This is a genomic window from Deinococcus sp. YIM 134068 (assembly GCF_036543075.1).
Taxonomy (GTDB): Bacteria; Deinococcota; Deinococci; order Deinococcales; family Deinococcaceae; genus Deinococcus; species Deinococcus lichenicola.
Window position 1 is genome coordinate 167,485 of the sequence record NZ_JAZHPF010000002.1, and the last position, 16,608, is coordinate 184,092.

General features: G+C 69.0%; 15 protein-coding genes. 12 read left to right on the top strand and 3 right to left on the bottom strand.

All coding sequences use genetic code 11. The features are described from left to right. Nucleotides 1-22: 22 nt before the first annotated feature. The 8 genes from V3W47_RS03275 (at nt 23) to V3W47_RS03310 (ending at nt 6,848) form a co-directional block, all read left to right on the top strand. Nucleotides 23-976 carry a tripartite tricarboxylate transporter substrate binding protein gene (locus V3W47_RS03275; protein ID WP_331823736.1) on the top strand — a complete coding sequence of 318 codons (954 nt, stop codon included), beginning with the start codon at nt 23-25 and terminating at the stop codon, nt 974-976. A gap of 88 nt (nt 977-1,064) precedes the next feature. Next, nucleotides 1,065-1,517, top strand: a complete 453-nt coding sequence (locus tag V3W47_RS03280; protein ID WP_331823737.1) for a tripartite tricarboxylate transporter TctB family protein — start codon at nt 1,065-1,067, stop codon at nt 1,515-1,517. Beyond that, nucleotides 1,514-3,061, top strand: coding sequence for a tripartite tricarboxylate transporter permease (locus tag V3W47_RS03285; protein WP_331823738.1), 1,548 nt, complete (start codon nt 1,514-1,516; stop codon nt 3,059-3,061). Before V3W47_RS03280 ends, V3W47_RS03285 begins: the two co-directional genes overlap by 4 nt. 477 nt (nt 3,062-3,538) lie before the next feature. After that, nucleotides 3,539-4,210, top strand: coding sequence for a hydrogenase nickel incorporation protein HypB (hypB, locus tag V3W47_RS03290; RefSeq protein WP_331823739.1), 672 nt, complete (start codon nt 3,539-3,541; stop codon nt 4,208-4,210). After that, nucleotides 4,177-4,662: an urease accessory protein UreE gene (gene ureE, locus V3W47_RS03295; protein ID WP_331823740.1), complete on the top strand. Its 486-nt coding sequence runs from the start codon at nt 4,177-4,179 to the stop codon at nt 4,660-4,662. The genes hypB and ureE overlap by 34 nt, the downstream gene beginning before the upstream one ends. After that, the gene (locus V3W47_RS03300) at nt 4,659-5,309 is read left to right on the top strand and encodes an urease accessory protein UreF (protein ID WP_331823741.1); all 651 of its coding nucleotides are present in this window, start codon (nt 4,659-4,661) and stop codon (nt 5,307-5,309) included. Before ureE ends, V3W47_RS03300 begins: the two co-directional genes overlap by 4 nt. A 79-nt stretch (nt 5,310-5,388) precedes the next feature. Then, nucleotides 5,389-6,051, top strand: coding sequence for an urease accessory protein UreG (ureG, locus tag V3W47_RS03305; protein WP_331823742.1), 663 nt, complete (start codon nt 5,389-5,391; stop codon nt 6,049-6,051). Beyond that, nucleotides 6,048-6,848 (top strand): urease accessory protein UreD, encoded by an 801-nt coding sequence (locus V3W47_RS03310; protein ID WP_331823743.1) that lies wholly within the window; start codon nt 6,048-6,050, stop codon nt 6,846-6,848. The genes ureG and V3W47_RS03310 overlap by 4 nt, the downstream gene beginning before the upstream one ends. Before the next feature lie 420 nt (nt 6,849-7,268). On the opposite strand, the gene V3W47_RS03315 is transcribed toward V3W47_RS03310, so the two are convergent. From V3W47_RS03315 to V3W47_RS03325, 3 genes are all read right to left on the bottom strand, one after another. Continuing rightward, nucleotides 7,269-8,114 (bottom strand): ABC transporter permease, encoded by an 846-nt coding sequence (locus V3W47_RS03315; RefSeq protein WP_331823744.1) that lies wholly within the window; start codon nt 8,112-8,114, stop codon nt 7,269-7,271. Then, nucleotides 8,111-8,932 (bottom strand): ABC transporter ATP-binding protein, encoded by an 822-nt coding sequence (locus V3W47_RS03320; protein WP_331823745.1) that lies wholly within the window; start codon nt 8,930-8,932, stop codon nt 8,111-8,113. The genes V3W47_RS03315 and V3W47_RS03320 overlap by 4 nt, the downstream gene beginning before the upstream one ends. Nucleotides 8,933-9,074: 142 nt before the next feature. Next, on the bottom strand, nt 9,075-10,082 hold the full coding sequence (locus V3W47_RS03325) for an ABC transporter substrate-binding protein (protein ID WP_331823746.1): 1,008 nt from the start codon (nt 10,080-10,082) through the stop codon (nt 9,075-9,077). Nucleotides 10,083-10,557: 475 nt separating this feature from the next. On the opposite strand from V3W47_RS03325, the gene V3W47_RS03330 reads away from it, so the two are divergent. The 4 genes from V3W47_RS03330 to V3W47_RS03345 all read left to right on the top strand — a co-directional run bounded on the left by V3W47_RS03330 (nt 10,558) and on the right by V3W47_RS03345 (nt 16,548). After that, the gene (locus tag V3W47_RS03330; protein ID WP_331823747.1) at nt 10,558-11,835 is read left to right on the top strand and encodes an MFS transporter; all 1,278 of its coding nucleotides are present in this window, start codon (nt 10,558-10,560) and stop codon (nt 11,833-11,835) included. A 400-nt stretch (nt 11,836-12,235) separates the two neighbouring features. Continuing rightward, on the top strand, nt 12,236-14,404 hold the full coding sequence (gene ptsG / locus V3W47_RS03335) for a glucose-specific PTS transporter subunit IIBC (RefSeq protein ID WP_331823748.1): 2,169 nt from the start codon (nt 12,236-12,238) through the stop codon (nt 14,402-14,404). Then, nucleotides 14,405-15,526 (top strand): N-acetylglucosamine-6-phosphate deacetylase, encoded by a 1,122-nt coding sequence (gene nagA / locus V3W47_RS03340; protein ID WP_331823749.1) that lies wholly within the window; start codon nt 14,405-14,407, stop codon nt 15,524-15,526. Continuing rightward, nucleotides 15,523-16,548 carry an SIS domain-containing protein gene (locus tag V3W47_RS03345; protein WP_331823750.1) on the top strand — a complete coding sequence of 342 codons (1,026 nt, stop codon included), beginning with the start codon at nt 15,523-15,525 and terminating at the stop codon, nt 16,546-16,548. The genes nagA and V3W47_RS03345 overlap by 4 nt, the downstream gene beginning before the upstream one ends. Nucleotides 16,549-16,608 lie beyond the last annotated feature (60 nt).

A 16,608-nucleotide genomic window follows, 5' to 3' on the forward strand; every position in this document is an offset into this window, starting at 1 on the left:
CGCCGGACTCCAGGAGATGCCCATGAAGAAAGTCCTGCCCCTCACGCTGTCCGCCCTCGTCCTCGGTTCGCTCGCCGTCGCGCAGAACTACCCGACGAAGGGGGTGAACTTCATCGTGCCGTGGTCGCCGGGCGGCTCGGCGGACCTGACCTCGCGCGCACTGGCGTCGGGGATGGGCAAGGCGCTCGGCGAGAACGTGACCGTCGTGAGCCGCACGGGCGGCGGCGGGGCCATCGGGCACCTGGCGATCTCGCAGGCGCGGCCCGACGGCTACAACGTCGGCATGGGCACGCTGGAGGTGGTCATCCCCTCGTGGACCTCGCAATCCAAGCTCGGGCTGGAGAACTTCACGCCCATCGCCCTCGTGAGCATCAACCCGGCGGCGATCACGGTCGCCAAGAACTCCCCCTTCAAGACCATCGACGAGCTGGTGACGTACATCAAGGCCAACCCCGGCAAGCTCAAGGCGTCGGGCACGGCGCGGGGCGGAAGCTGGGACATGGCGCGGGCGGGCTTTCTCCAGACCATCGGCGTGAAGAACAGCGCCCTGCCGTGGGTGCCCGCGCAGGGCAGCGCCGCCGCCATCCAGGAACTCCTCGCGGGCGGCGTGGACGTGATCACCGTGAGCGTGGCCGAGGTGGGCAACCTGCTCAAGAGCGGCGAGGTCCGCACCCTGGCGGTCATGGGCGACCAGCGCCACCCCGACTTCAAGACCGTGCCGACCCTCAAGGAGTCGGGCATCAATTGGTCGTTCGGCTCCTTCCTCTCGGTGATGGGACCCCGCCGCCTCTCCGCCGACGTGGTGACGAAGCTCGACGCCTCGGTGCGGGCCGCCATGAACGAGCCGGAGTTCAAGAAGTTCATGGACAACGCGGGCTTCGGCGTGAACTACCGCAACCCGGCGCAGTTCCGCGTGTTCCTGACCCAGCAGGCCGCCAAGATGAAGGAAGTCCAGGCCTTCATCGACGCCGACTGATCCCAACCCAGCCACTCCAGGCCGCCCCCGAACAGCCCATCCGCCGTCAGGGGGCGGCCTCCTCTTCTCTCCCCTTCCCGGAGGACCTATGGAACAGGAACATCCCGGCTGGGAACTCGCGCTGAGCGTCTTCCTCATCCTGATCGGCGTGGGCGTGTGGATCGTCAGCGCCTCGTTTCCCCGGCTGGACGACGGCTCGCCGGGTCCCGCCCTCTTTCCGCGCGTGCTGGCGGTGGGGCTGATGGTGGGCGGCGGGGTGCTGATCGCCTCGGCGCTGCGTGACCTGCGCTCGCGGGGGGCGACGCTGCCCTTTCTGGAGTCGCGCAGTGGCATGGGCAAGGTCTTCGTCACGCTGGCGATGACGGCGTTGGTGCCCTTCCTGATGCCGTACATCACGCTGGTGGGCGGGGCCGCGCTCGCCTCCGCGCTGTTCGCGCTCCTGATCGGCACGGACCTGCGGCGCTCGGTGGGCGTCGGGGTAGTCACGGGGCTGTCGATCTACCTCGTCTTCGGTCGCCTGCTGGGAGTGCCCCTGTCATGAGCAGCCTCTTTTCCTGGGAGGCGCTGATCGCCCTCACGCTCGGCAGCCTGTTCGGGGCGATCTTCGGGTCCATCCCCGGCCTGACGGCGACGCTGGCGCTGAGCCTCTTCGTGCCGCTGGCGCTGTTTCTCGACCCCGGCCTCGTGCTGCCCGCCGTGATCGGCATCTCGACCGCCGCCATCTTCGCGGGGGACATCGGCTCGATCACGGTCAAGATTCCCGGCACCGCCGCCTCGGCGGCCTACAGCGACGAGATCAACCGCATGGGCAAGAGCAGCATGGGCTACGCGATGGGCGTGGCGACCCTGCCCTCGGCGGTGGGCGCGATCATCGGCGTGGCGATTCTCGTCGCGGGGGCGGGCCTGCTCGCGGGGTTCGCCAAGCAGTTCTCCTCCTTCGAGTACTTCTGGCTCTCGGTGCTGGGCCTTGTGGCGGGCGTCTTCGCCACGCAGGGCAAGCTCGTCAAGGGCGTGATCTCGCTCCTCGTCGGCATCCTGATCGCCACGGTGGGCCTCGACCCCACCCTCGGCTACTCGCGCTTCTCCTTCGGCTCCCCGGAGCTGCTCGGCGGCATCAGCTACGTGGTCGCCCTCATCGGCCTCTTCGGCGTGTCCGAGTTGCTGGAGCAGGTGTACAAGGGTGTCGTCAAGACGGAGGCGGTCGTCACCGACGAGGAGCTGCGCCGTCAGCGCCGCAACCTCCAGCACGACTACTGGGTGCGGCCCACCCGCCTGATGCTGCGCGAGAAGGGGGCGATGGTGCGCGCTTCCCTCGTGGGGACGGGCGTGGGCTTCCTGCCGGGGGCGGGGGCGGACCTCGCCGCGTGGCTGTCGAGCAGCCTGGAGCGCATGGGGGGCCGCAAGGCCAACCCCACCCCCGAGGAGACGGCGCGTCAGGAGGAAGTCGTCGTGCTGGCGGGCACCGCGTCCAACAACGCGGCGGTGGCGGGCGCGTGGATTCCGGCGATGGCGCTGGGTATTCCCGGCGACACGCTGACGGCCATCGTGCTGGGCGTCTTCCTCATCGCGGGCATCACGCCGGGGCCGCAACTGTTCACGGAGAACCGGGCACTCGTGACGCAGATTTACGTCGCCTTCGCAGTCGCCAGCGTCATCATCATGCCGATCATGGGCATCCTGTCGGCCTACGGGGTGGGCTTCATCACCCGCATCCCCTTCAAGCTGCTGATGGGCTTCATCCTGGGCCTGACGGTGGTGGGGGCCTACGCGATCAACAATAACCCCTTCGACATCTTCGTGATGCTCGCACTGGGCTTCTTCGGCTTCCTGCTCAAGCGCGGGGGCTTCCCGCTCGCGCAGGTCGTGCTGGGCATGGTGCTGGGGCCGCTGCTGGAGCAGAACTTCATGGTCAGCGTGATCAAGGTGCAGTGGGACCTGGCGAGCTTCTTCACCCGCCCTATCGCCCTCGTGCTGATGCTCGCCACCCTGCTCGTGATCTTCTTCGGCATCCGGCTCAACAAGGCGTACCAGAAGTCCTTGCAGGCCCCCGCCGCCGGGACCGACGTGCCCGTAGGCTCGGTGTAGGGCGGGCCATGAGAAGGGCGGGAGACGGGTTGATAGCCCTGCTCCCGCCCTTCTCATGGCCGTGCAAAAAGCCTTATGCTGCTCTCGCCTGCGGGCGGGTTGCATGACAAGCGGGAAGCAGGGAGGCCACTCCTCGATAAGAGGAAAGGACGCCCGCTGTTAGCAGCAGCATGGCGTCCGGAAAGGTGGTGCTCTCTTGCGACACAAGAAGCCTACCAGAAAACGGAAGCCGGTTCAACCGAAGCGAGTGCTCGAATGGGCGGGAGTCATCATCGCCATCCTGACAGCACTCAAGCTTTTGGTTGAACTGATCAACTCCTTCCTCACCTGAGTTAAAGCCTCTCGTGCGTGCCCGCCGCGTTCCCAATCCTGCCCAACGGCACGCCCCGACTCACAAGGTCGGGGTTTTGCTATTGAGGAGCGCGAAAGAAATAGGCAGCCTCCGCCCCGTCCCCATCCCGCGTGACAGACTGGCCCATGACGACCGCTCCGCCCGCCACGCCGCGCATCGTCACCGTGCGGCAGAACATCCTCAAGGCGAACGACCACACCGCCGCCGGGAACCGGGCCGCGTTCCGGGCGGCGGGAGTGCGGGCCATCAACCTCGTCTCCAGCCCCGGCGCGGGTAAGACGGCGCTGCTGGAACGGACGTTGCGTGACCTGAACGGCAGACTGCGCCTCGCCGTGGCCGTGGGCGACCTTGCCACCGAGAACGACGCGGCGCGGCTGCGGGGCCACGGGGCGCAGGCCGAGCAGATCGTGACAGGAACGGTCTGCCACCTCGACGCGGCGATGGTCCGGGACGTGCTGCCGCGCTTCGACCTCACCGCGCTGGACGTGCTGTTTCTGGAGAACGTGGGCAACCTCGTGTGCCCCAGCAGCTACGACCTCGGCGAGGCGGCGCGGGCGGTGCTCCTCTCCACCACCGAGGGCGAGGACAAGCCGCTGAAGTACCCGACGATGTTCAACACGGCGGACGTGGTGGTGATCACGAAGATGGACCTCGCGGACGCCGTGGACTTCGACCGCGACCTCGCCCGCGAGAACATCGACCGCGCGAGGCCGGGCGTGCCCGTGATCGAGCTGAGCAGCAAGCGGAGCACGGGGTTGGAGGCGTGGTACGCCTTCGTGCGGGGGGAGTCGGTCTGACGCGGCTGACTAACCTTCGCCGTCCGCTGCTGGGAGAGAACGCGCCCATCACGACGGAGGCCGCCCGTGTCGTTCACGTCCCCATGACCGCCGCCGACCGTCGCCGGGTGCGCCGCCGCCTGACCGCTCCCGACGGGGTGGAGTTGCGGCTCGCCCTCCCGACGGGGACGGTGCTGCTGCCAGGCAGTGTGCTGGACACGGTGGACGGCGTGGCCTACGTCGTCGCCGCCGCGCCCGAGGACGTGGCCGCCGTCACGCCGCGCTCTCTGGCGGAGGCCGCGCGGGTGGCGCACGTGGTCGGGAATCTGCACCGCGACTTCGTGGAGGACGGGGATGTGTTCCTGGTGCTGTGGGATGCTCCGATGGAACTGCTGCTGACGCGGCTGGGCGTGCCCTTCACACGGGAGGCGCGGCCCTTTCATGGGCGGCCCTCCTGGGAGCATGAGGGATGAGTCGGTCCCTGAGCCGTCTGCTCCAACTCGCGGACTCGGCCTTTCCCACCGGGGCGTATGCCTTCAGCGACGGGCTGGAGACATTGACCCAGCGCGGCGAGGTGCGGACGGCGGCGGACCTCCACGCCTTCCTCTGCGGGCAACTCGCGCACGGGTGGGGCGGGCAGGACCCCCCCGCCTGCGCCCTCGCGTGGGGAGCCGGGGCGGAGGACTTGGCCGATCTCGACGCCCTGCTGGACGACCTGAAGCTCGTTCGTGGGCCGCGTGAGGCGAGCCTGCGCGTGGGGGCCAATCTCCGCCGCGCCGCGCTGCACCTCTGGCCGGATGAGCTGGCCCTGTTGCCGCCGACCCGTCACCATGCCACCACCTTCGGGGCGGTCGCCTCCACCCTCGGAGCCGGACGCGACGACACCGTGACCGCCTACGTCAGCGCGTGGCTCCTCGGACGGGCCACCTCCGCCACACGGCTCATCAAACTCGGCGGGCTGGATGCTCAACGCGCGGCACGGCTCGCGGAGGAAGTGGCGTGGCGCTGTGTTCAAGATGCCTTACAAGCGACCCCTGCCGACCTGTGCAGCTTCTCCCCCCTCCTCGACCTCGCCGCCAGCGAGCAGGCGGGGCTGGAAAGCCGCTTGTTCCAGACGTAAGAAAAACATCGTTCCACACGCTCCTCCCTGACCGCTGAAAGCTGACACCTGATCGCTCCCCCAAGAAAGGACCCCACCCTTGACCCCCACCCCCCTCAAGATCGGCGTCGGCGGCCCGGTCGGTTCCGGCAAGACGGCGCTGCTGGAGGTGCTGTGCCGCGAGCTGCGGGACCGCTACGCCCTCGCCGTGATCACGAACGACATCTACACCTACGAGGACCAGCGCATCCTGACGCGGGCCGCCGCGCTGCCGCCGGAGCGCATTCGGGGCGTCCAGACGGGCGGCTGCCCCCACACCGCCATCCGCGAGGACAGCTCGCTCAATCAGGAGGCGGTGGAGGCGCTGCAAGCCGACTTCCCGGACATCGAACTCCTGTTCATCGAGTCGGGCGGCGACAACCTCGCGTCGTCCTTCTCGCCCGAACTCGTGGACGCCTGGATGTTCGTGCTCGACGTGTCCGGCGGCGAGAAGGTGCCCCGCAAGGGCGGCCCCGGCGTGCGGCAATCAGACCTCTTGGTGATCAACAAAATAGACCTCGCTCCCTTCGTGGGTGCGCGGCTGGAGGTCATGGACGCCGACGCCCGCGCGCAACGCACGGTGGGCGGGGAGGTGCGGCCCTACGTGTTCACTGATCTCAAGCGGGGCGTGGGTGTGGGCGACGTGATCGCCTGGATCGAACATGACCTCCTCTTCCGCGAGGTCGCGCCACCTCGCATCGGCCTACAGGTGCCCCAGCCTTGAGCCTGCTACGGCACACCCGCACGGGCCTGCTCCACCTGCACTTCGGGATGCGGAACGGGCGCACGGTCCTCCTCCGCGACCTGCAAAAAGCGCCGCTGATGATCGTGCGTCCCTTCGAGCTGCCCTGCGGCACCCTGATGGTCTTCGTGGTCAACCCCACCGGGGGCGTCCTCGGCGGCGACCACAGCGAGTTGCGGGTGACGGTGGACGGGGGGGCGCGGGCGCTCGTCCTCACCCAATCGGCCACACGGGTACAACCCTCGCCGGACGGGGAGGCGGCCACGCAGGAGCTTCACCTGAAGGTGGCGGCGGGCGGGCGGCTGGAGGTCTACCCGGAGCGCACCCTCCCTTTTGCCGGGAGCATCTTCCGCCAGCACCTCCGCGCCGAGCTGGAGGAGGGCGCGGAACTCGGCGTCACCGAGACGCTGGCGAGCGGGCGGGTAGGCATGGGCGAGCGGCTGCGCTTCGGCGAGTACGCGAGCCGGGTGGAGGTCTGGCGGGCCGGGCGGCGGGTGTATCTGGACGCCCTGCGCCTGTGCCCCGGCGACCATACCCGAGCGCCCGGCGTGTGGGGAGGGCACAACTACGCGGCGTCGGGTGTATGGGTCGGAAGTGGGGAAGTGAAGGATTGGCCCGCCGTGCCCGGCCTGCTGGCGACGGGAAGATCGGCGGGCGGGGCGGTGTGGCTGCGGGCGTCGGCGGAGCGGGGACCGGAGTTGGACGCAGCGTTGAACGTGGCGCGGGAGAGCCTCCGGGGGCAGTTGTTCGGGGCGGCGGCGTTGCAGATCAGGCGGTAGGAGCGGTGTGTTTCTCCTCTCCCTTGAGGGGGGGGCCGGGTGGGGGTGAACCGCGAACGCCCCACCAGCACGGCGGGAAGAACGTTGCCCTCATCCTCCAACTGACTCTGGGACGGAGTGCCCGCTCACCCCCTCCTAACCTCCCCCCAGGGGACGCCTGATGTGAATTGCGAATTGGGGGAGAGGGCGTTTTCGTCATCTAGCAGAAGGACGAGCGGTGCTCGTCACTCCCCTCCCTGGCCCTCTGCTTCGCAGCTTTGCAAGTCCTCATAAGGAGGGAGGGAGAACAGAGCACATCTGGCACGCTGTCTTTCTCCTGCACATCAAGCGTTCAAGGTGGAGGGACTTTTCAGCCCATACCGCTCAGCACGCGAAAGAAGGCCCGGAACCCACCCCGAGCCTCCCCCATTCACCCTCCCCTCAATGCTGCGAGCGGTAGGCCCAGCCCGTCAACCTCGATTCCAGCAGGGCGAAAACGGCATACAGGAGCACGCCCATTGCGCTCACGAGCAGCACACCGCCGAAGACGAGCGGCACCTGAAAGGAGCTGGCGGCCTGGTTCATCATCACGCCAATGCCCTTGTTGCTGGCGGCGAGTTCGCTGATGATGCTGCCGACAAACGCCAGCGTCACGGCGACCTTGAGGCTGGCGAAGAAGTACGGCAGCGAGCGGGGCAGGCTGACCTTCGTGAAGACCTCCCACGGTGAGGCCCCCAGCGCCCGCAGCACGTCGCGCGGCTCGGGTTCCACCGTGGCGAGGCCCGTGGCGACGTTCACGACGACCGGGAAGAACGAGATCAGGAAGGCCGTCAGCACCGCCGGGACCGCGCCCACCCCGAACCAGATGACCAGCACGGGTACGAGCGCCGCTTTCGGGACCGCGTTGAAGCCGATCAGCAGCGGATAGAGCGCCTGGTACGCCGTGCGGTTCAGGCCCACGAGCGCCCCGAGCGCCACCCCGAGGACGACGGCGAGCGCGAAGCCCAGCAGCGTCGTCGTCAGCGTTTGAATGGCGTGCCCGGCCACGGCGGGGGCGAACTGCACCAGTGTGGCGAGCGAGGCGCTGGGCGTGGGCAGGATGAACGGCTGGATGGCGAACACCCGGCAGACGAGTTCCCACAGCAGGAAGAAGGCGAGAATGCTCAGCACGGGGGGCGCGAGGTTCCGCAGACCCGACCGCACCGCACTTCCCCGCGCCGCCGGGGTGGGCACGGGCACCGCCTCGACCGCCGACAGTGGTTCCGTGGGATGGGTTTCGCGCGTCACGACGCCACCTCCATCAGTTCCTCGGCGCGGATGGGGTCGCGCACGCCGCCGACATGCTCGCGGAGTTCCTGCACGATATGGCTGAACTCCGGCGAGAAGGTGCCCTCCAGCGTGCGCGGGCGGGGCAGGTCCACCTCCCGCCGCAGGATGATCTGGCCGGGGCGCGGACTCATCACGTACACGGTGTCGGCGAGGAGGGTCGCCTCGCGCAGGTCATGGGTGACGAGGAGGACGGTGGGCCGCGCGCCCATCCACAACGCCTGAAGCGCCAGCCACAGCTCCTCGCGGGTGAAGGCGTCGAGCGCCCCGAACGGCTCGTCGAGCAGGAGGATGCCCGGCTGGTGGATCAGCGCCCGCACCACATTCGCGCGCTGCTGCATCCCGCCCGACAGTTCCCACGGGTGCTTGTCCTCGAAGCCGCCGAGACCGACCGCCGACAGCATCCGCCTCGCACGGGCGACGAACGGCGCTTTATCACGACGATAGGCCGCCTTGTGCGCGGGCGAGACCTCCAGCGGAATGAGCACGTTCTCCAGCACCGTGCGCCACAGCAGCAGGCTCGGGTTCTGGAAGGCGAGGCCCACGTTGCCGCTGGGCTTCGGCGGCTGGCCTCCTACCGTGGCCGTTCCCGCCGCCGGGGGCAGCAGCCCGGAGACGAGCTTGAGCAGCGTGCTCTTGCCGCAGCCGCTCGGCCCCACGAGGGCGACGAACTCGCCGGGCCGCACGTTCAGCGTGACGTTCCGCACCGCCTCCACCGGCCCACTCTTCCCGCTGTAACGCAGGGTCACGCCCTGAATGTCGATGCCTGTCTTGTCCATAGGGGGAACTCCGGGGAGCGGTCAGCCGTCAGCATTCAGCCGTCAGCGAGGTGGGACGGGTCAAGAAACATCGTCTCTTTGCTCCTCCCCCCTTGCGGGGGAGGCCGGGTGGGGGGTGACAGGCGTCAGCCTGCCCAACCCGTCACTTCACCTTGCGCTGGGCGGCGGGCGGCAGGAAGGTCGCGTTGAAGACGCTGGTGGGCGAGAGCGTCACGGGCAGCTCGAACGCTTTTTTCACCGTCAGGATGCTCGCGCGCAGGCGGTCGGGGCGGACAGAGCCGAGGCCGAGGGCGCGCACGTCACTGCTCAGGACGTTGCCGTTCATGGCGAGCTTGAGGCGTTCGGTCTCCAGCGCGACGTTGGCGAGGGCGTTGCGCTTCTGCACGGCGACGACCCCGGCGGCGGGGTCCTTGATCGCGTCCTTGAAGCCCTGATTGACGGCGGTGAGAAAGCCCTTCACGACCGCCGGGTTCTTCTGCGCGTAGTCCGCCCGCACGATGATCGCGTTGCCGTACAGCCCGCGCACGCTCTGGGCGTAGGGGAAGACCGTCAGTTGGTCGGCCTGCACCCCGATCTGCCGCAGATTCAGGAGGCTGGTGAAGGTGAAGCCGCTGATGGCGTCGGCCTGACCACGCGCGAGCATCGGCTCACGCAGCGCCCCGTCCACGCTCGTCCACTTGATCTTGCTCTCGTCGATGCCGTTCGCCTCCGCGAAGGCCGAGAACAACCGGCGCGAGGCGTCCCCCACGGGCGCGGCGATGGTCTTGCCCTCCAGGTCCTTCGGCGTCTTGATGCCGCTGCTCTTCAGCACGAGGATGGAGTGCGGCGGCGCGTTGTACACCATGTACACGGCCACGAGCTTCTGCCCCGGATTGCGCGCGTTGAACTCCATCATCGCGTTGATGTCCCCGAAGCCGATGTCGTAGGCCCCGCCCGCAATCTTGTTGATGGCGTCGCCCGAGCCGAAGCCTCGGTCCACCGTCACGTTCAGGCCCTGATCCTTGAAGTACCCCTTGTCCACCGCCAGCAGGTACGGCGCACTCGGCCCCTCGAAGGCCCAGTCCAGCGTGAACTTCACGTTCGTCTGCGCGCCCGCGACCGTTCCCAGCCCCAGCGTCAGAGCCGCACAGATGGAAGCAACTTTTTGCATGATGTCTCCTTTGAGGTGAGGCATGGTGGCCCCGCTGGTTGCAGACTGTCACAGGATTCCTTCACGGTTTACACAAATATGTAGACATTAAGCTTTCGGCGTCGCCGTTACCTGCGAATTGTTCCTCTGATGTTTCATCCTCGGCGCGAGGGGGCGGGGGCGCTGGAAGTCAGGAGAGGGCCTGCGCTTTTTGCTCCTCCCCCTTGAGGGGGGAGGTTGGGAGGGGGTAAGCGGGCATGGCGTCCGAGAACAGTCAACGGTCAGAGCCTATCCATCACGCCCCAGCCGCTCGCACGTCCCCCCACCCCAGCCATCTGCTTTGCAGCTCTTCGAGTCACCCACGAGGGGAGAGGGAGCAGAACATCCCACCTCTCGGCCTGCTCTTCCCATAAAGCTGCACGCCTCATCCAGCTCTGGCAGCAGAACCACCGCAGTGACGCAGGCTCGCTTTACCCCTTCCCCGCCGCGCGGGAAGATGCGTGTCGTGCTTTCCTCGCTGCGGCAACTGCATCCGAACGTGCGCGTCCGGCTGGTGACGACCTTTCTCGGCAAGGTGACGGGGACGACGGTGGTGCCGTTTCTGGGGCTGCTGTTCGCGCGGGAACACGGCCCGGTGGTGGCGGGGCTGATGCTGGGGGCGGGGTACGTCCTGCAATTCCTCGTTGGGTTGTACGGCGGCGCGGTCTCGGACACGCTGGGGCGCAAACGGGTAATGGTGTGGGGCGAGGGGGCGAAGGTGGCGGCCTTCGCGGTGATGCTCGTCGCGGCCCTGACCGGGGCGGGCAGCGGGTGGATTTTCGTGGCGACGCTCGTGCTGGCGCTGGGCAACGGGCTGGCGTCCCCGGCGGGCGAGGCGATGCTCGTGGACGTGAGTACGACGGAGAGCCGGGCGTTCATCTACGCGGTGAACTACTGGGGCAACAACCTCGGCTACCTGCTCGGCGTCCCGTTGGGGGGGCTGCTGTTCCGTGACCACCTGCCCGTCTTGCTGGGGCTACTCGTCGCCGTGAGCGCCGTGATCCTGTGGGTGACGGCCACGCGGATACAGGAGAGCTGGAAGCTCACGCCGGGGGCACGGGGAGCGGGGGCGGTCGGGCTGGGCCAACTCCTCGGCAGCTACCGCCTCGTGGCGCGGGACCGGGCCTTTCTCGTGCTGACGCTGAGCGGCGTTCTCGTGCTGACGGTCGAGTTCGCGCGCACGACCTTCATCGCCGTCCGGCTGGACCACGACCTCGTGAACGCCGTGGCGAGTGTGCCGGGGCTGGGGGCGGTGGCCTTCGACGGGGCACGCGCCCTGAGCCTGATCACGGTGGTCAACACGCTGATGATCGTGCTGGGCACCGCACCCGTCGCCCGCTTCGTCACGGGCCGCGACCCCCGGCGCTGGATGATCGTGGGCTTCGGGCTGTTCGGGCTGGGCTACGCGGCGGCGATGCTGCTCTCGGCCCCGCTCGCGCTCGTGCTCGCCGCGCTCGTGTTCTCGGTGGGCGAGCTGCTGTACGTGCCCACCCGTCAGGCCGTCGTGGCGGACATGGTGCCCGCCGAGCGACGTGGGGCGTACCTGGCGGTGAACGGGCTGGTCTTCCAGCTCGGCAAGTGGCTCGCCGCGCTGGGGCTGATGCTGTGGCCCGTCCTCGGAAACGTGGGGATGGCGGCCCTGCTGCTCACGCTGGCGGTGGCGGGAAGCGTCCTGGGCTGGGGCGCGACCCGCCGCCTGCCGGAAGCGGGGAGAGTAGGGGAAGTGGCGTCGTGAAGATCAAGCGGTGAGGGAAAACCAGGCAGCAGGAGCGTTTTCATCGTCTGGCAGGAGGACGAGCGGTACTCGTCACTTCTCTCCCCAGTCCTCCCCACAAGGAGGGAGCAAAAAGCACGTCTGGCAGGCTCACCCTCTCTTGCACACCGAGCGTCCCCTGGGGGGAGGCAGGGTGGCAGTGAGGCAGGACAAGCGACCCTGAGAACCCAGGCCGAACCCCGACCCTCCTTTTTTCCCTCCACCACGTTTTGCATCCGGTCAAGACCGCGAAGTGGCCCACGTTGACGGCCTTTCTCCCACGGGCTTAAGGTGGGGGGGTTCCGCCTGCCTCTCCACGCGCTGGGGAAGGGAATCATCCACTCGTCGCCGTGGCCGCCGCCTCTCCGAAAGGAGCTTTCCCATGACCGCGACTCCCTCCGCGCCCTCGGTTCCCGCCGCGCCGCCGCCGCGCAAGTCGGCCTTCGCGGCCCTTCAGGAGATCGGCAAGGCGCTGATGCTGCCCGTGGCCGTGCTGCCCGCCGCCGGGTTGCTGCTGGGCTTCGGGTCGGCCTTCAACGACCCCAGCTACTCGTGGAACGCCTCGATCCCCGACTGGCTCCAGTTCATCGGAACGTTGATGGTGGGCGCGTCCAACGCCATCTTCGGGAATCTGCCCATCATCTTCGCGCTCGGCGTCGCCATCGGGCTGGCGGGAGGGGCGGGGGTGGCCGCACTCGCCGCGCTGGTCGGCTTCCTCGTCATGAACGCGACGATGAGCGCGTACCTCGGGCTGGGTGACGCGGAGAAGTTCGCGCAGCTCGGCAGGGAGCAGCCGGGGGCCTACGCGACGGTCCTCGGCATCCCGACCCTGCAAACGGGCGTGTTCGGCGGCATCATCATGGGTCTCCTGTCGGCCTTCCTGTACAACCGCTACAAGGACATCCGCCTCCCCGCCATCCTGGGCTTCTTCGCGGGAAGGAGATTCGTGCCCATCGTGACGGCGGCGAGCGCCATCGTCCTCGGCATCGCCTTGACGTACCTGTGGCCGCCCGTGCAGCTCGGCCTCAACGCTTTCTCCAACGTGGCGACGGAGGGCGCGCCCGTCGTGGCGAGCGGCATCTTCGGGTTCATCAACCGCCTGCTGATCCCCTTCGGGCTGCACCACATCTGGTACCAGCCGTTCTGGTTCCTGGCGGGCGAGTACACCAACCCCGAGACGGGCACGGTCGTGCGCGGCGACCTGACGCGTTACATCGCGGGCGACAAGTCGGCGGGCATCTTCATGACGGGCTTTTTCCCCATCATGATGTTTGCGCTGCCCGCCGCCGCGCTGGCGATGGTGCAGGAGGCGCGGCCCGAACGGCGCAAGGTCATCGCGGGCATCATGGTGAGCGCCGCGCTGACGAGCTTCCTGACGGGGATCACCGAACCCATCGAGTTCGCGTTCATGTTCGTGGCCCCGCTGCTGTACGTCTTCCACGCGGCGATGACGGGCCTGAGCTTCATGGTCATGAACCTGCTGGACTCCCACAGCGGCTTCACCTTCAGCGGCGGGGCCATCGACTACTTCCTGCTGATGCCCAAGAGCACCCGGCCCTGGCTCGTGCCCATCGTCGGGCTGGCCTTCGCCGCCCTGTACTACGTGGTCTTCCGCGCGGCCATCCGCCGCCTGAACCTGATGACGCCGGGCCGCGAGGCCGTGACGACGGAAGACAGCGCCACCGCCACCGTCACCCCCAGCGGCGGCGACCGCCCCCTCGCGCTCGGCATCCTGCGGGCGCTGGGCGGGCCGAGCAACATCCAGAACCTCGACGCCTGCATCACCCGGTTGCGCGTCACCGTCAATGACAAGGCGCGGGTCAACAAGGGCAGCCTTCAGGTTCTGGGCGCGGCGGGCGTGCTGGAGGTCGGCAACAGCGTGCAGGCCGTCTACGGCACACGGAGCGACCAGATCAAGGAGGAGATGCGCCGCGTGATCGAGGAGGGCGCGTACACCGCGAGCGACGAACCCGCCGCCGCGACCGTCCTCACCGCGCCCGCCGACGCCGCGCCCGCACCCGTGCCGCCGCCCGTGGACGCGGCCCCGGTGGGACCCACACCCCGGCCCGTTCCCCAGACACCGCTGGCAGGAACGTCTGCCGGGCAGCCCGGCCTGCCCGCCGACTTCGCCCTGCCCCTCGTGGGCCGCGTGCTGCCGCTCTCCGAGGTGCCCGACCCCGTGTTCAGCGGCAAGATGATGGGCGACGGGTTCGCCATCGATCCCACGGTCACGTCCGACGCGGTGGTGCGCGCTCCCTTCTCCGGCGAGGTCGCCACCCTCTTTCCCACCGGGCACGCCATCGGGCTGCGGGCCGACAACGGGCTGGAAATCCTCGTCCACGTCGGCATAGACACGGTAAGGCTGAACGGGCAGGGCTTCACGCGGCTCGTCGCGCAGGGCGACCGGGTGACGGCGGGGCAGCCGCTCCTGCGCGTGGACCTGGCGGGCATCAAGGACCGGGTGCCGAGTCTCGTCACGCCCGTCGTGTTCACCAACCTCGCGGACGGGCAGCGGGTGGAGGTGGAGGGCGAGCGGGTGCGCCTGGTGTAAGTGGAGGCAAGAAGCCTGCGCGGTCGCCTCGTCCTGCCCGGCGGGGTGAGGCCCGGTGAGATCAGCTTCGGCAAACGCATTGAGGCCGTCACGCCGGGGAAGGGCGGTGAGTGGTTCATCCTCCCCGGCTTCATCGACACGCACGTTCACGGCGGCGCGGGCGGAGACACGATGGACGGCCCCGATGGGGTGCGGACGCTCGCCCGCTTCCACGCGCGGCACGGGACGACGACCATCCTGCCGACAACTATTACGAATCCGTGGGACCGGGTGCTGGCGGCGCTCTCGGGCGTCCGTGAAGTGATGGGAGAAGGTGTGGCGGACGGTGCGGATATCCCCGGTGCCCATCTGGAGGGACCGTTCATCAGTCCGGGCAGACTGGGCGCGCAACCGCCGAACGCGGTGGACCCCACACCCGACCTCGTGGCGGAGGTGCTGGGAACAGGTGTGGTGCGCGCCGTGACGCTGGCCCCGGAACTGCCCGGCGCGGTGGAGGCGGGCTTGGCATTCGCGGAGGCGGGTGTACGCGTCGGCGTGGGGCATACGCGAGCGGACGCGGAGGGAGTGACGGCCTTTCTGACCACGCTCTCGGAGGCGGATGCCCGCACCTGCGCGACCCACCTCTACAACGCGATGGGCGGTATCGAGGGCCGCACTCCCGGCCCGGCGGGTGCCCTCCTCGCCGATCCGCACGTCTTCCTGGAAGTCATCCTCGACGGCATCCACGTCCACGAGACGAGCTTCCGCCTCGCCTGCGCCGCCGCACCGGGCCGGGTCCTGCTCATCACGGACGCCATGCGCGCCGCCGGGCTGGGGAACGGCGAGAGCGAACTCGGCGGGCAGCCCGTCACCGTGCGGAACGGGAGGGCAACCCTGAGAGACGGCACCATCGCCGGGAGCCTGCTGACGCTGGACGCGGCCCTGCGAAATGCCGTGCGCGCCGGAATCTCCCTCCCCGACGCGAGCGCCATGCTGAGTGGCGTGCCCGCCCGTTCCCTCGGCCTCACCGACCGGGGACGCCTGGAAGGTGGCCTGCGCGCCGATCTGGTCGTTTTGGACGCCGAGTTGAACGTTATTCAGGTCTACGTCGCCGGAACCCCAATATTGGAGGACACCCCATGACCGACCCGCTGATGCTGCGAGAAGCCCGCGAGACGCCGCAAGTCGTCACCCGGCAACTGCGCGAGAACGTGGAGGTGAGCCGTGCCCTCGCCGCCGCCATCCGCGAGCGCCGTCCGCCCTACGCCGTGACCGTGGCGCGGGGCAGCAGCGACCACGCCTGCACGGTCCTCAAGTACGCGCTGGAGACGCAACTCTCGCTCCCCGTCGCCAGCCTCGGGCCGAGCGTCCACACCCTGTACGGCGCGCGGCTCGACCTGCGCGGGGCGCTGGTGATTGCCGTGTCGCAGTCCGGCGCGAGTCCCGACGTGGTGGAGAACGTCCGCATGGCCCGCGAGGGGGGCGCGACGACCGTCGCCCTCGTGAACGTGGAAGGCAGCGACCTCGCCCGCGAGGCGGAGTTCGTGCTGCCCCTGAAGTGCGGGGAGGAGAAGGCGGTCGCCGCCACCAAGAGCTACCTCGCCAGCCTGACCGCCTTCCTGCCCGTGGTGGCCGACCTCGCCGGGGACGAGGGGCTGGGCCGGGCGCTGGAGCGTCTGCCCGACGCGCTGGAGCGGACGCTGACGCTGGAGGACGCGGCCCGCGACCTCGCCGAACGCTACCGCTTCGCGGACAATCTGCTGCTGCTGGCGCGGGGCCTGCATTTCGGGGTCGCGCAGGAGGCGGCGCTGAAACTCAAGGAGACGTGCGGGATTCACGCCGAGGCGTACTCCGCCGCAGAGTTCAGCCACGGCCCCAAGCGATTGCTCGCCGAGGGGGTGCCGCTGCTGGGCTTCGCGTCCGCCGACGCCGCCGCCGAGGCGACCGAGCGGGCTTACGCGGACCTGCGGGGCAGCGGGGCCGACCTGCGGACGCTTGGCCCGGCGGCGGGAAGTACGCTGACCACGCCTCAGACTGGACATCCTCTCACCGACCCGGTGCCGAGTGCGCTCGCCTTCTACCTCTTCGCCGCGCACCTCGCGCTGCACCGTGGGCTGGACCCCGACACCCCGCCGCTGCTGAGCAAGGTGACGAAGACGCGGTGAGGGGCGGGCGTCACTCCCCCAGTCGCTCGGCCCGTTGAACGCCGAAGAGGTAGCCCAGCA